This window comes from Paracidovorax oryzae ATCC 19882 (assembly GCF_000687165.1).
Taxonomy (GTDB): domain Bacteria; phylum Pseudomonadota; class Gammaproteobacteria; order Burkholderiales; family Burkholderiaceae_C; genus Paracidovorax; species Paracidovorax oryzae.
Genome location: NZ_JMKU01000037.1, coordinates 1 through 14,603 on the forward strand (window position 1 = coordinate 1; position 14,603 = coordinate 14,603).

Genomic DNA, 14,603 nt, shown 5'->3' on the forward strand with positions numbered 1-14,603 from the left:
GCTGTTGCGCGCCAGTTCCCGGCACACGGTGCTGGGGCTGCGCCCGAGAAGGCGAGCGATGGATCGCCCGCTCCATCCCTGCTGGACCAGCGAGGCCAGCGTGAGGCGTTCTTCGGGCTGCAAGTGCGTGTATCGCGAAGTCATCTGTGCAAGTTACCTGAGGTTCAGGTGTTGCACTTCAGATTGGAGACCGCCCGGTGTATTGGGAACTTCCGGAGGAAGGCACAACCCTTCCAAATCATGCGCGGTGGCCCGCACTTGCTACGCTGGGGATTCGATTTGCATTGGTTTGAGATCTATATGATGGATGCTTTCTGTTGGTTTGAGGGGAGAGAGGGAATGGGAAGTTTCAAATCAAGCGAGCCGAAGCGGAGTTTTCGCTGGAAAGAGCGATTGGAAGGTACAAAACAAAAGGAGCCGCTTGCAATCAGCCGCCTGCGAAGAATTGAAGCCGTGATGAGTGGGTTGCCGTGGAAGTGGGTAGGGGCGCTGCTCTTTGCCATTGGCTGTTTGCCATTGTTTGGCTACCTCTTTGTCATTGACTATGTTCCCCCTAACCTCCTTGGTATCGTTGGATTGGCGAGCATCGCCTCTATATGGCTTTTGCTGCTCTGGCTCGTTACCACAGTCGTCATGTTTGGGGTCACGGTTGCGGCATTTTTGTATGAAATCAAGAAACTGGACTGGCGGACCACCGTTCTAGGTCAGCTTGGCTCCCTGTGTGTGATGATATGTTGGCTCTTTGGGGCGCAGGGGCCATGGGTGCGCATCTTTTTTTCTATCTGCGCAATCGGGTCGATATTTTTAACGCTCGTGAGACTGAGGAGTGGGAAATCCGGGCGGAGCAAATGGGAAACCTTCCTTGCATTCGCAGCATTGCTTCTTGGGGGTGCTCTGGTATCTCTTGCCGTTTTGTTGGTGGTAACGCATTCATCAATGCTCGGGTATCGCGGCAGTTCTATTGGCTGGTGGACGCTTGTATCGTGGGGCGGCGCAATCGCTGTGTTGATTTGTGCGAACGCGGCTTCAATGCATGTTCAAGCGGCACCACTGGCCATTTGGACTTTTTGCTTTGTCTGTTCGGGGGTGATGGTGCTACTTTTAGGTGGGCCAAGTTATGTGACGGCGGTGGTTGCTGCGAAGGTGGGGTTGCGATTACCTGGAATCGCTGAGGTGATGGTCCCGATGAATACTTGCGTGTCAGCAATGGCTGCGATAGAGCGAAAGTGGAAGCACTCGGAGAATGGGCCTGTGCCTCCGTGCGAGGCTGCATCGAACACACTGCTGGTTGAGGTTCAACTGCGATGGGGCGATCGCTGGTTGGTTGCCGTGAAATCCATCAACGGCATGCGGTTGCCTGAGCCCAGCATCAGGATGACGATCCCCGACAAAGACACGGAATTGATCTTTCGCTGAGTAGCGTATTCCATAGGCTGCACATTGTTCGCAAGGTGCTGTCGCTCAAGACGGCAGGGCGTGTCCCTCTTGGCCTTTTCGCAACTCCTCGGCCCTGCTGCGTATCGCCTCACGCTCCTGCGGCCCCATCGTCCCCAGCCGCGCCAACTGTGCCTCCATGCGGGGCACGCCTGCCAGCAGCTCCCGGTGCCTGAGCAGGAAGTCCCAGTAGAGCGTGGTGAAGGGGCAGGCCGTGTCGCCCAGGAAGGCATCCGGGTCGTGGCGGCAGGTGGCGCAGGGGCCGCCCATGCGCTGGATGTACTTGCCCGTGGCGATGTAGGGCTTGCTGGCCATCAGGCCGCCGTCGGCGTACTGGGACATGCCGAGGGTGTTGGGCAGTTCGACCCATTCGACGGCATCGACATAGACGGCGAGGTACCACGCGTGCACGGCCTGGGGCCGCACGCCCAGCAGCAGGGCGAAGAGGCCCGTCACCATGAGGCGCTGGATGTGGTGGGCGTAGCCGTGGTCCAGCGTCTGCCGGATGGCCTGGCGCAGGCAGGCGAAGGGGGTGTCGCCGGTCCAGTACCAGGCGGGCAGGGGCGCATCGGCACCGAGCGCGTTGCGGTCCCGGTAGGACGGCATTTCGGTCCAGTAGATGCCGCGCACGTATTCGCGCCAGCCCAGGATCTGGCGGATGAAGCCTTCGGCGCTGGCCAGCGGGACACGGCCGCTCCGGTAGGCGGCCTCGGTGGCTGCGACCACCTCGCGCGGATGGATCAGCTTCAGGTTGAGCGCCGCGGACAGGTGCGAGTGGTAGAGCCAGGGCTCGTCCGGCCACATGGCGTCCTGGAAGGGGCCGAACGCCGGCAGCCGGTGGTCCACGAAGTCTGCGAGCGCATGCAGGGCCTGTGCGCGGGTGACCGGCCAGGCGAAGCTCTCCAGCGACCCCGGATGGTCGCCGAAGCGCCGGGCGACCATTTGCAGCACCTCGCAGGTGGTGGCGTCGGGCTCGAAGCGGCAGCGCCCGGGCACCATGCCCGGCCCCTGCGGACCGAAGGGGCGCCGGTTGTCCTTGTCGTAGTTCCAGGCACCGCCCTCGGGCTGGTCTCCGTCCATGAGCACGCCGTGCCTGCGGCGCATGGCGCGGTAGAAGGTTTCCAGGCGCAGCGGCCGTCCGGCCAGCTGGCGCCGGAAGTCGGCGAATTCGCGCACGGTGGCGAAGAAGTGGCGATCGGGCCGGGTTTCCAGCGGCAGCCCGGCATCGGCCGAGACGGCGGACAGCGCCTTCCAGGCGCGCCAGTCCCCGGGGGCGGTCATCACGAGGCGCTGCGGCCGGTGCGTGCGGATCGCTGCGCGCAGCGCATCGGCCAGCGTCCGGCACGGCGCACCGTGGTGGTCGTCCAGGTGCCGGTAGTCCAGGGGGCGGCCCAGCATCCGCAGCGCCTGCGCGAAATGCCGCATGGCTGCGAGAAAGAGGGCGATGCGCGGCCGGGAGGACCAGACGTGCGTGGATTCCTCTTCCACCTCCGCCATCCAGACGAGGTCCTGCTGCGGGTCGAATCCGTCGAAGGCCGCTGCGTCCGGATCGAGCTGGTCGCCCAGAACGAGCACCAGGCTGCGCACCGGCCAGGCGGGTGCCGTCATGGCGGGCGTCGGTGATTCCATGCCCGGGAATATAGGCCGCCCGGAAGCCGCAGCAGAAGCAGGGCGTTTGGGGTGCGGGTTAAGATGCCCGCAACGCTCCGGGGTGCACGCTTGTGCTGAGATCCACACCCGAGAACTTGAACCGGGTCATTCCGGCGGAAGAAGAGCTGTCACCACCATCCTCCAGCCTCCGCAGGCGCGCCGCGTGGCGTGCACGGCATGGCCGGGCGTGACCTTCGGAGCATCGTTCACAGGTCACGAAGGAAGAAGCTCCATGGACAAGGTCGCTGCGCTGGTCGCGGACATCCTCGCATTCATCGCGATGGAGGAAGAAGGCGGCTGCACCGACGCACAGTTCGATACGCTGGCTTTGCGGCTGTTCGCCCACCAGTATTCCGCCAACCCCGCCTACCGCACCTTCTGCCAGCGCCGCGGCGCCACGCTGCGCAGCGTGGAGCGCTGGAGCGACATTCCCGCGGTGCCGATCGACGCCTTCAAGGCGACGGAGTTGCGCAGCGAGCCGCCGCGGCCGGACGAGCGCGTGTTCATGACCAGCGGCACGACCCGGGGCGCAGAGGCGCGGGGGCGGCATTTCCACCCGCGGCTCGATGTGTACGACCTGTCGATGGCGCGCAATTTCCAGCGGCGCTTCATGCGCGGGGCCGGTCCCATGCCGATGGGCATCCTGTTCCCCGACGAGCACCTGATGCCGAATTCCTCGCTGGCGCACTACCTGGCACTGGCCCGGGCCGTGTTCGGCAGCCCGGTCAGCCGGCATTTCGTGGGCGCGCACGGCATGCACGTGGTGAGCCTGTGCGCGGCGCTGGAGGCCGCCGAGCGCACCGGCACGCCGTACGCGCTGCTGGGCGCGAGCTACAGCTTCGTGCACCTGATGGAGGCGCTGCACGAGAAGGGCCGCCGCTTCCAGCTGCCGCCCGGCAGCCGCGTGCTGGACACGGGCGGCTACAAGGGCCAGTCGCGCGAGGTGCCGCCCGAGGATTTCTACGCCGGGCTGTCGTACACGCTGGGCGTGCCACGCGAGCTGTGCATCAACATGTACGGCATGACGGAGCTGAGCACGCAGTTCTACGACGACGGCAATGCCGTGGTGCCCTCGGTCAAGTCGGGGCCGCACTGGATCCGGTCGCGGCTGGTGGACCCGGCCACGGGCCGCGACGTGCCGGCCGGCGAGCGCGGCATCCTCGTGCATTGCGACCTGGCCAACTACAACTCCGTGACCACCATCCTGACCGAGGACGTGGGCGAATGGGCCGAGGGCGGCTTCCTGCTGCTGGGCCGGGCCGAAGGCGCGCAGGCCAAGGGCTGTTCGCTGGCGGTGCAGGACTTCATGCGGGCCACCGGGAAATGACACCCGAGGCGGCCACGACCGGCATGGCCGTGCAGCGGATGCGAGCGGGCTACCTGCCCGGCATCGATGCGCAGGACGTGGCCTGGCAGGTACTGCCCTTCGCCCAGGGCGCCGCCCGGCTGGAGGTGGAGGTGCCCGTGCTCACGCCCGCGCAGATGGACGCGCTCGCCAGCCGCGTGCGCGAGGCCGCTGCCCGCCACCTGCAGCCCATGGCGGTGGAGCAGGTCATCGACGTGATCGACCGGGCCATCGCCCGCCTGCTGGACCGCGGCGATCCGGTGCGCCGGCAGGCCGAGACGCTGCTGCCCATCGTGAGCGGGTACGACGCGGAGATGGTGCGGCTGGGGCTCACGGGATTTTTCAAGACCTTTCGCGCGCCGCAGCTGCGCCGCTTCGTGGCCGAGGACTTCGCCAACCCGCTGGTGCTCGACGGCTTCCAGCCTGCGCCGAAGGGCGGCGCGGTGCGCGCCTTCGGACCGGGGCTGCTGGTGCACAGCTGGGCGGGCAATGTGCCGGCGCTGGCGCTCTGGAGCTTCGTGTGCGGCCTGCTGGTCAAGGCCGGCAGCATCGGCAAGCTGCCCAGCGCCGAGCCGCTGTTCGCGGGCTGGTTCGCGCAGCTGCTGGTCGAGGTGCATCCGCCGCTGGCCGATTGCTTCGCCGTAGTGTGGTGGAAGGGCGCGGGCGGCGACGACGCAGCGGCGCTCTACGCCCGGGCCGACACGGTGCTGGCCTATGGCGGCAACGATGCGCTGCAAGCCATCCAGCGGCGCCTGCCCGTCACCACGCGCTTCCTGCCGCACGGGCACAAGCTGGGCTTCGGCATGGTTTCGGCCGCTGCGCTCGATGCGCTCGATGCCCCGGCCGTGGCGCGCCGTGCCGCATGGGACGTGATGCGCTACGACCAGCAGGGCTGCTATTCGCCGCATGTGTTCTACGTGCAGCGCGGCGGCGCCGTGTCGCCGCGCGCCTTCGCGGGCTACCTGGCGGGCGAACTGGCGCAGTTGCACCGGCGCTTTCCGCGCCGGGCGCTGGACGTGGAGGAGTCCGCCGCCGTGGCGGACTGGCGGCAGGCGCTGGAATGGCGCGGCCTCTCGGCGGCCGGCGGTGCTGCGGCCGACGAGCTCATCGGCACGCCCGGCGACCCCTGGAGCGTGGCCTACAGCGACGCCCTGCAGCCGCTCGCGCCCACGGCGCTGCAGCGCAGCGTGCAGGTGGTGGCTGTGGATGCGCTGGACGATGTGCCGCACGCCATCGCCGGCCACGCGCCCTTGCTGCAGACCGCCGGCATCGCGGCCACGCCGGAAGAACTGCGGCACCTGGCCGCGCTGCTGGGAGCGGCCGGCGTCACGCGCATCGCCGCCATCGGCGCGATGAGCGTGCCCGAGGCCGGCTGGCACCACGACGGCCATTTCAACCTGCTGGACCTGGTGCGGATGGTGGAGATCGAGCAATCCGCCGAAAGCGCGGCAGAGAGTTTCGCGCCCTATGCCGACTGAGACCGCGCAGGTGGCCGGCGATGCCTTTCTCGATATCGAGCAGGCCGTCTTCGCCTACCCCGGGCGCGCGCCGGTGGTGGACGGCGTGAGCTGGCGCATCGCGGCTGGCGAGGTGCATTGCCTGGTGGGCCGCAGCGGCTGCGGCAAGACCACGCTGCTGCAGCTGGCCGCGGGCCTGCTGCGCCCGCAGTCGGGCCATGTGCGCATGCAGGGCCGCGAGGTGTCCGCGCCCGGGCCGCAGCTGGGTTTCATGTTCCAGGCGCCCACGCTGCTCGAATGGCGCAGTGCCATCGACAACGTGCTGCTGCCCGTGTCACTGCAGCGCCGGCCGCAGGCGGCCGACGTGGCGCGCGCGCAGGCGCTGCTGGAGCAACTGGGGCTGGGCGCCCATGCGCGGCAGCATCCGCGCCAGCTCTCGGGCGGCCAGCAAAGCCGCGTGGCGCTGGCGCGTGCACTGGTGCTGGAGCCCGCGATGCTGCTGCTCGACGAGCCCTTCGCGGCGCTGGACGCCATCACCCGCGCCGAGCTGCAGGACGACCTGCTGCGCACCTGCCGGCAGCGCGGCGCCACCGTGCTGTTCGTGACGCACGACATCACCGAGGCCGTTTACCTCGGCGACCGCATCGCCGTGCTGCACGCGGGCCGCGTGGCGGACGACATCCGCATCGACCTGCCCGCGCCGCGCAGCCAGGCCATGCGGCACGATGCACCCTTCAACCGCCTGTGCGCGCGGGTGCGCGCTGGCCTGGACGGAGCGGGCGCATGAGTGCATCCCGCATGCAGGGCGCACCTTCGTCCGCCTGGCCTTACCGCGCCCTGGGCGCCGCGCTGCTGCTGGCGCTGCTGGGCGCGTGGGAATGGGCGGCCCGGCATTCGGGCCTCTCCGCGCTGGTGCTGCCCGCGCCCTCGGCCATCGCGGCATCGCTGTGGCAGGGGCTGCGCACGGGCTACTTCGTGCCCCATGTGCGGGCCACGCTGGCGGCGCTGCTGCTGGGGCTGGCGGGCGGCGGGCTGGCAGGCCTGGCGATCGGCATCGCGCTGGCCGAATCGCCGCTGCTGGAGCGCGTGCTGCGGCCCTACGTGGTGGTCAGCCAGGTGGTGCCCAAGCTGGCGCTGGCGCCGCTCTTCGTGCTGTGGTTCGGCTTCGGCATTCCGTCCACCGCGCTCATCACCGGGCTGATCTGCTTCTTCCCGCTGATGGAGAACACCTTCACCGGGCTGCGGCAGGCCGATGCGCAGCGCCTGCAGCTCTTCCGCATGCTGGGCGCCACGCGCCGGCAGACCCTGCTGCGCCTGAAGCTGCCGCTGGCGCTGCCGGCCATCCTCGCGGGCCTGCGCATGGCCGTGGTGCTGGCCCTGGTGGGCGCCGTGGTGGGCGAATTCATAGGCGCCAGCCAGGGGCTGGGCGCGGTGGTGATCGCCGCGCAGGGAATGATGGACACGTCCCTGATGTTCGCGGCGCTGGTGCTCATCGCGGCCATCGGGCTGCTGCTCTACCAGGCCACGCTGTGGCTGGAGCGCTGGCTGCTGCGGCCCTATGCCGACCGTTCCTGAACGTTCTTTTCCCTTCCTTTCTCGACCACATGCAACGACCTGAATTCCTCTCGCGCCGCACGCTGCTGGCGGCCTCCGCCGGCCTCGCAGTCACCCGGCTGGCCGGTGCCGCAGCGCCTGCCGCGCCGGCCGTGGGCAAGATCACCGTCGCGGGCTGGAGCAAGCCCATCAGCGAGATCACCAACCTGCTGGCCGAGCCCGAGAAGGGCTTCTTCAAGGCGCGCGGCGTGGACCTGGCCTACCTGCCCGGCGCGGGCGGCGGCGATGCGCTGCGCAACACGCTGAGCGGCCAGGGCGACGTGGCCTTCACCGACCCGGGCTCTTTCTTCATGGCGCTGGACAAGGGCGAGAAGCTCGCCGCCATCTACGACATCTATCCGCAGAACGTGTTCAACGTGGTGTCGCTGCAGTCCTCGGGCATCCGCACGCCGGCCGACCTGAAGGGCAAGCGCATCGGCGTGTACAGCCTCTCCAGTGGCACGCGTCAGAACCTGCTGGTGCTGCTGCACCAGGCGGGGCTGAAGGAGTCGGACGTGACCATCGTGGTCACCGGCCTGCTCAATTTCGCGCCGCTGCTGCAGGGCCAGGTCGATGCCACGGCCGCCACCGACACGGGCCTGGCCGTGGGCCGCCGCAAGGGCCTGGGTGCCGTGAACGTGATGCAGGTGCGGGACTACCTGAATGTTTCCAGCGACCTTTTCGTGGTGCGCAGCGAGGTGCTGCCGCAGAAGAAGGCGCTGCTGCGGGCCTTCCTGCAGGGCTACCGCGACAGCGCCGCCTGGATGATGGCCCGGCCCGAAGAGGCCGCCGCGCTGGCCGTGAAGGTCGCGATCGACGGCACGCAGCAGGATGCGAACCTGGAGGTGATCCGCCTGCGCAATGCCTCCGCCCAGCCCTCGGTGCCGGGCCAGCCGCTGGGCGCGTTCAACCTCGCGTCGCTGCAGAAGGCGGCCGATGCCTACCGTGCGCTGGGCCTGGTGCAGCGTGACATCCGCGTGGCCGACGTGGTGGACGCCAGCCTGCTGCCCGCGGCGTGACTCCCAAGGCCTTGAGGAACGAGGAGCACTCCATGAAGTTCAAGGGCCAGGTCGTTCTGGTGACGGGCGCGAGCCGGGGCATCGGCGCGGCCATCGCGCGGGCCTTCGCGCAGGAGGGCGCCACGGTGGCGATCAACCACCTGTCCAACGACGCGGCGGCGGCCGATACGGTGGCCGCCTGCCGCGCCGCCGGCGGCGACGCCTGGGCTGCCCGCGCGGACGTGGGCGATGCCGAGGCGGTGCGCGCCATGGTGGATGCGGTGGTGCTGGAGGCCGGCCGCATCGACGTGGTGGTCAACAACGCCTTCCGGCCCTATGCCTTCGATGCGCGGCGCCGCGCGCTGTTCGACGGCCTGCAGTGGAGCGACTACCAGGCCCAGTTCGACGGCGCCGTGGGCGGTGCCTTCAACGTCTGCCAGGCGGTGCTGCCGCACCTGCGCCAGCGCGCGCGCGGCAGCATCGTGAACATCGCCACCAACCTGGTCGACAACCCGGTCGTGCCGTACCACGACTACACCACGGCCAAGGCCGCGCTGGTGGCCTTCAGCCGCAACCTGGCGGCCGAACTGGGGCCCGTGGGCATCCGCGTCAACTGCGTGGCGCCGGGGCTGGTTTATCCCACGCAGGCGAGCCAGTCCACGCCCGAGGCGCTGCGCGACGCGATTACCGCCGCCACGCCCCTCCGGCGCATCGCCCGGCCCGAGGACGTGGCGGGGCCGGTGCTGTTCCTGGCCTCGGAGTGGAGCGGCTTCATGACCGGGCAGGTGCTGTTCGTCGATGGCGGGCTGGTGATGAGGTGACGGCGCGCTGAAGGACCGGGCCCAATTCGCGGCGCCGGCCTACATGGCATGCCGTGCTCCGGGCGCGGCGTTTGCGGATAGTCGGGGCATGTCCGAGAAACTGCTCTTCCTGCTGCAGCGGCTGGTGCGCAAGACCTGGCTGCGCTGCGCGCTGTTCGCGATGGCGGCCGTCGCGGCCGTCATGCTGGCCACCTGGCTGGGCCCCTGGATTCCCGATGGCGTGGCGCTCCAGCTGGGCTCCGACGCGCTCGACAGCCTGCTGAACATCCTCGCGTCCAGCATGCTCACGGTGTCCATCTTCTCGGCCAGCACCATGGTGGCGGCGTTCTCGGCCGTGGCCAACAGCGCCACGCCGCGCGCATCGCAGCTGCTGATCGAGGACTCCACCGTGCAGAACACGCTGGCCGTGTTCATCGGCGCCTTCCTCTACGGCGTGGTCGCGCTGGTGGGGCTGCACGTCCACTTCTATGGCGACGGCGGGCGGCTGGTGCTGTTCGGTTTCACGCTGCTGATCCTGCTGGGCGTGGTGGTGGTGCTGCTGCGCTGGATCGACTATCTCTCGGTACTGGGCCGGCTGGGCGAAACCATCCGGCGCCTGGAGGACGCCACCCGCAAGGCCATCGACCAGCGCCTGGCCAGGCCCTTCCTGGGCGGGCGCCCCCAGCGGCCGGGCGAGCGCGGCGCCCATGCCGTGCGCAGCGACGCGACCGGCTTCGTGCAGCACGTGGCCATGGACCTGCTGCAGGCCCGGGCCGAGGCGCTGGACGGCTACCTGCACCTGCACGTGCTGCCGGGCGCATTCGTGGCGCCCGACACCGTGCTGGTCAGCAGCGACCGGCCCATCGACGATGCGGCGCGTGCGGCCATCCTCAAGGCGGTGCTGATCGGCCACGGCCGCAGCTTCGACCATGATCCGCGCTACGGCTTCGTGGTGATGGGCGAGGTGGCGGCGCGGGCCATGTCGGCCTCCATCAACGACCCCGGCACCGCGATGGACGTGATGGGCGCCGGCGTGCGCACGCTGGCCCACTGGGCGCACCGCCAGCAGGCGGCCGGCCGCGAGGCCGATGCCGCCGCAGTCGAGGCGCCGGCCTGCGACCGCGTGAGCGCGCCCGCGCTGCGCGAGGCCGGCATGGTGGAGGACGTGTTCGAGCCGCTGGCGCGCTACGCAGCCGCGTCGGTGGAGGTGGGCGTGGCACTGCAGCGCGCGCTGCATTCTGTGGGCGCGTTGCACTGCGCGCTGCGCGAGCCGAGCGAGCGCCTGTCCGCCTATGCGCTGGAGCGCGCCGCCCACGCCGGCCTGTGCGGCAGCGACATGGCGGCGCTGCAAAACGCCGCGCGGGGGACGCCCAGGTGATTTGAAGTCGCGGGCGCTTTCGCTACAGTGCCGGCATGGCTTCCTTTTCGCGTTCACTGCCCCTCGCGGGCGCCACCAATTTCCGTGACCTGGGCGGCTATGCCGGGCAGGACGGGCGCCCGGTGCGCTGGCGCCGTCTGTTCCGCTCGGACCACCTGGCCTGGCTCACCGGGCAGGATGCCGAGACGCTGGCGCCGCTGGGGCTGTCGCGGGCGATCGACTTCCGCGGCGAGGCCGAGAGCGCCGCGCTGGCCTACGTCCTGCCCGGCGTGGCCTACCACCCGCTGCCGATCGAGCCGACCGTGGTGCAGCGCGCCAAGGACATGGCGCTGGCCAACCGGCAGATCACGCCCGCCATCGCCGTCGAGCTGATGCAGGACACGTACCGCGCTTTCGTGTCCGACAACGCGGCGCAGTTCGCCGCGCTGTTCGAGCACCTGCTGCAGAGTGACGCACCGCTGGTCTTCCACTGCACCGCGGGCAAGGACCGGACGGGCTTCGCCGCGGCCCTGATCCTGCTCGCGCTCGGCGTGCCGCGCGACGTGGTGATGCAGGACTACCTGCTCACCAACAGCCTCTACCAGCCGCCGGCCCATTTCACGGGCACCGCGCCGGCGGAGGTGATGAATGTGCTCTGGCGCGTGCAGGAGGAGTTCCTGCATGCCGCGCTGGACGCGGTGGACCGGGACCATGGCGGGCTCGACCGTTACCTGGCGGCGCGCCTGGGCGTGGGCCCCGCGGAGCGGGCGCGGCTGGCGCAGATGTACCTGGATCCGATGGGCGGTTGAGCGCGCCGGCGGCATGAAAAAAGCCGGCATGCGCCGGCTTTTTTCATGCTCGGGAAGCCCGGTCTCAGACCGTGGCGTCCTTGAGCTTCTTCAGCGCGCGGGTCTTGATCTTGACCGATGCGGGCTTGGCGGGGAACCAGCGCTCTTCGCCCGTGAACGGGTCCTTGCCGAAGCGCTTCTTCTTGGCGGGCACTTGCTGCAGGCCGATCTTCATCAGGCCGGGCAGCGTGAATTCGCCGGAGCCCTTCTTGTGCACCGAACCCAGGATCGTGGCTTCCAGCGCAGCCATCACGGCCTTGGCGGCCTTCGGCTCCACGCCGGCCTGCTCGGCCAGGTGCGCGATCAGCGAGGTCTTGGTGAACGTGGCCTTCAGGGGCTTGAGCGCCGCGGGCGCGGCCTTCGCGGCAGGTGCTTCCTTGGGGGCAGCGGCCTTCTTCGCGGGAGCAGCCTTCTTCGCAGGTGCCGCGGCCTTCTTCACCGCGGGAGCGGCCGCCTTCTTTGCCGGGGCGGATGCGGCTTTCTTTGCAGTTGCCATGGTTGGTTTTCTCGTGTTGACGTATTGAGGATTCCAGACGGGCTGGTCGGCGGATTCTATGGCGTTTGCCCGCCTGTGGCGCGGGTTGCGCGCGCTTTTGCGGCTGCAAGGTGCGTGCAGCCTCGCATCCGCAGCCTTCGGGCACGCCTGCGGCGCGTGCGAAATGCCTGTAATGGTTGCGTGGATGCAGGGGCTGGCCGCGTTGGTGGAGCCGCGCAATCGCGTTAAGCTGCCACCCACGGGGCCGGTGCCCCGGCGCACAACGCAGCGGTATGTTCCGCCCCACGCAAGGAGCCCTGGCCATGAGCAGCAACGACAGCAATTCCGCCGGCAGCGACACCTCCCCCTTCGGTTTCGGGCGGTTCGTGCCGGGCTTCGATTTCCTGCAGAACCTCGCCAAGGGCGCTGCGGCGGGCATGCCGCAGATGCCGCCGCTCTCGGGCTGGGTGGCGCCCACGATCAGCGTGGAAGAGCTGGAAAAGCGCATCAGCGAACTGAAGGCGGTGCAGTTCTGGCTGGACCAGAATTCCCGCGCGCTCACGGCGACCGTGCAGGCCCTGGAAGTGCAGAAGATGACGCTGTCCACGCTGCAGGGCATGAACGTGGCGATGGGCGACATCGCGAAGGCGTTCACGCCGCAGGCGGCGCCTTCCTCGCAAGGGCCTGCGCCCGCGGCGCCGCGTCCCGATCCCTTCGCGCGGGCACCCCGTGCCGCGCAGCCCGAGCCGGCACCTGCTCCGGAGCCGGCCGCGCAGGCACCGGCGGCATCGGGACACGATGCCACGGCCGGCACCGAGCCGCCGGCCGCTGCGCCGGGCGTGGTGGACCCGATGCAATGGTGGTCCGCGCTGACGGGCCAGTTCCAGCAGATCGCCGCCAATGCGATGAGCGACGTCTCGAAGCTGCCCGCGATGGACGCCACGCGCGGCATGGCGGCAGAAGCACTCAAGACGGCCACCGATATGGCGACGCAGTTCGCCGCGCAAGGCATGCAGGGCATGCAGGACGCCGCGCGCCAGGCGACGGAGGCCGGCACCGCGGCCGCGCGCGCCGCAGGCAAGGACCAGGACGGCGGCGGGGCGGCGCGCGGTGCGAAGCGCCCGCCTTCCGCGGCGGCCCCTGCACCGCGCGCCGCTGCCGCCAAGGCGCCTTCCACGAAGGCTTCTTCCGCGAAGGCCCCGGCAGGGGCACCGTCTGCGGGCGCACGCCGCACCGCCAGTCCCAAGCCCGGGCCGAAGGGCCGTTCCTGACGGGCGCGGCCTCCATCTGCGACCGCGGTCCACCGATTCTTCCGACCATGAAACTCTTTCCCAACGGCCATGCCACCCACCCGCAATGGCGCATGGCCGCCGCGCTGGTGCTGGCGCAGCTGCGCGCGCAGATGGCCCTGCCGCACTACGCCAGCGCGCCCACGCTCGGCGTGCTCTACATCACGGACCACTATGCGGAGGACGCGGAGGCCCTGCTCGACGTGCTCGCGGCCGAACTCCCGGAGGTGACCGACTGGAGCGGCACGGTGGGCGTGGGCGTGGCGGCGAACAATGCCGAGTATTTCGACGAGCCGGCCCTGTCGGTGATGCTGCTGGACCTGCCGCAGGACCAGTACCGCGTGTTCTCGGGCGTGGCGCCGCTGTCGCGCGGAGGGGCTTCCGCGGGCGGTTTCGTGCCGCATACGGCGCTGGTGCATGCCGATGGCGATACGCCGGACCTCGCCGAGCTGATCGCGGAGATGTCGGACCGCACCGAGTCGGGCTACCTGTTCGGCGGCATCGCGGCGAGCCGCGGGCGCAGCGTGCAGTTCGCGGTGGGCGGCAACGGCAACATCGCGGGCCAGGGCGCGGCGCGGGGCGTGTTCGGCGGCGGGCTGTCGGGCGTGGCGTTCGGCAGCGGCGTGGGCATGCTCTCGCGCGTGACCCAGGGATGCCAGCCGGTCGGCCCGTTCGCGCAGATCACGCGCGCGCAGGACAACGTGGTGCTCGCGCTCGACGGCGAGCCCGCGCTGGACGTGCTGCTGGGCACGCTGGGCATTACCCTGGAAGGCGATCCGCAGCCCGCGCTGCGTGCCCTGCGTGCGACGCTGGCGGGCCTGGTGGACGAGGGCTCGCAGCCCATGGGGCGCACGGGCCATTTCGGCACGGACGTGCGCGTGCGGCATCTCGTGGGGCTCGATCCGATGCGGCATGGCGTGGCCCTCGCCGACAAGGTGGAGGAGGGCATGCGGCTCGCGTTCTGCCAGCGCAACGTGGCGGCGGCGCGCGCCGACCTGATGCGCATCTGCGCCGAGATCCGCGAGGAACTGGCGCCGGAGCCGCAGGAGCCCGCGGCCGCGCCGCCGCCGTCGCACGCCGGCGAGCGCGCGGCGCTGATGCGCGCGCTGGACCAGGCCACCGAGGGCATGCCCGAGCGCACGATCATGGGAGCCCTCTACGTGAGTTGCTCTGGACGGGGCGGGCCGCATTTCGGCGGGCCCGGCGCCGAATTGCAGATCGTGCGGCACGCCCTGGGCGACGTGCCGCTGGTGGGGTTCTTCGCGGGCGGGGAGATCGCCCACCACCGGCTCTACGGCTATACCGGCGTGCTCACCGTGTTCACCTGCGCGGGGCCGGGCGAGGCATAGGCCGCGCC

14 protein-coding genes are annotated in these 14,603 nt (G+C 69.8%); 11 read left to right on the forward strand and 3 right to left on the reverse strand.

Annotation, left to right across the window (positions count from 1 at the left end):
- Positions 1-144, reverse strand: a 144-nt coding sequence (locus T336_RS25455; RefSeq protein ID WP_156957834.1) for a helix-turn-helix domain-containing protein, incomplete at its 3' end; no start/stop codon positions are given.
- 156 nt (positions 145-300) lie between these two features.
- Here T336_RS25455 and T336_RS26825 point away from each other — a divergent pair.
- Positions 301-1,416: a hypothetical protein gene (locus tag T336_RS26825; RefSeq protein ID WP_209435991.1), complete on the forward strand. Its 1,116-nt coding sequence runs from the start codon at positions 301-303 to the stop codon at positions 1,414-1,416.
- A gap of 45 nt (positions 1,417-1,461) precedes the next feature.
- On the opposite strand, the gene T336_RS0120670 is transcribed toward T336_RS26825, so the two are convergent.
- Positions 1,462-3,063 (reverse strand): cryptochrome/photolyase family protein, encoded by a 1,602-nt coding sequence (locus T336_RS0120670; protein WP_035226758.1) that lies wholly within the window; start codon positions 3,061-3,063, stop codon positions 1,462-1,464.
- Positions 3,064-3,316: 253 nt separating this feature from the next.
- On the opposite strand from T336_RS0120670, the gene T336_RS0120675 reads away from it, so the two are divergent.
- The 8 genes from T336_RS0120675 to T336_RS0120710 all read left to right on the forward strand — a co-directional run bounded on the left by T336_RS0120675 (position 3,317) and on the right by T336_RS0120710 (position 11,443).
- A complete protein-coding gene (locus T336_RS0120675; protein WP_013596771.1) occupies positions 3,317-4,411 on the forward strand; it encodes a LuxE/PaaK family acyltransferase in 1,095 nt (364 codons plus the stop codon).
- Positions 4,408-5,907, forward strand: coding sequence for an acyl-CoA reductase (locus T336_RS0120680; protein ID WP_404821597.1), 1,500 nt, complete (start codon positions 4,408-4,410; stop codon positions 5,905-5,907). The genes T336_RS0120675 and T336_RS0120680 overlap by 4 nt, the downstream gene beginning before the upstream one ends.
- The gene (locus tag T336_RS0120685; protein ID WP_026433962.1) at positions 5,897-6,673 is read left to right on the forward strand and encodes an ABC transporter ATP-binding protein; all 777 of its coding nucleotides are present in this window, start codon (positions 5,897-5,899) and stop codon (positions 6,671-6,673) included. Before T336_RS0120680 ends, T336_RS0120685 begins: the two co-directional genes overlap by 11 nt.
- The gene (locus T336_RS0120690; RefSeq protein ID WP_035226760.1) at positions 6,670-7,461 is read left to right on the forward strand and encodes an ABC transporter permease; all 792 of its coding nucleotides are present in this window, start codon (positions 6,670-6,672) and stop codon (positions 7,459-7,461) included. The genes T336_RS0120685 and T336_RS0120690 overlap by 4 nt, the downstream gene beginning before the upstream one ends.
- 29 nt (positions 7,462-7,490) lie before the next feature.
- The gene (locus T336_RS0120695; RefSeq protein ID WP_026433964.1) at positions 7,491-8,498 is read left to right on the forward strand and encodes an ABC transporter substrate-binding protein; all 1,008 of its coding nucleotides are present in this window, start codon (positions 7,491-7,493) and stop codon (positions 8,496-8,498) included.
- 32 nt (positions 8,499-8,530) lie between these two features.
- Positions 8,531-9,298 (forward strand): 3-oxoacyl-ACP reductase, encoded by a 768-nt coding sequence (locus T336_RS0120700; protein WP_026433965.1) that lies wholly within the window; start codon positions 8,531-8,533, stop codon positions 9,296-9,298.
- A gap of 88 nt (positions 9,299-9,386) precedes the next feature.
- Positions 9,387-10,655, forward strand: a complete 1,269-nt coding sequence (locus T336_RS0120705; RefSeq protein ID WP_026433966.1) for a DUF2254 domain-containing protein — start codon at positions 9,387-9,389, stop codon at positions 10,653-10,655.
- Between the two features lie 35 nt (positions 10,656-10,690).
- Entirely contained in the window at positions 10,691-11,443 is a 753-nt protein-coding gene (locus T336_RS0120710) for a tyrosine-protein phosphatase (protein WP_019704088.1), read from the forward strand.
- A 64-nt stretch (positions 11,444-11,507) separates the two neighbouring features.
- Here T336_RS0120710 and T336_RS0120715 read toward each other — a convergent pair whose 3' ends face one another.
- Positions 11,508-11,978, reverse strand: a complete 471-nt coding sequence (locus T336_RS0120715; protein ID WP_026433967.1) for an HU family DNA-binding protein — start codon at positions 11,976-11,978, stop codon at positions 11,508-11,510.
- A 302-nt stretch (positions 11,979-12,280) separates the two neighbouring features.
- Between T336_RS0120715 and T336_RS0120720 the strand changes: the two genes are divergently transcribed.
- Positions 12,281-13,228: a PhaM family polyhydroxyalkanoate granule multifunctional regulatory protein gene (locus tag T336_RS0120720; RefSeq protein WP_019704087.1), complete on the forward strand. Its 948-nt coding sequence runs from the start codon at positions 12,281-12,283 to the stop codon at positions 13,226-13,228.
- A 47-nt stretch (positions 13,229-13,275) separates the two neighbouring features.
- On the forward strand, positions 13,276-14,595 hold the full coding sequence (locus tag T336_RS0120725; RefSeq protein WP_026433968.1) for an FIST signal transduction protein: 1,320 nt from the start codon (positions 13,276-13,278) through the stop codon (positions 14,593-14,595).
- Positions 14,596-14,603 lie beyond the last annotated feature (8 nt).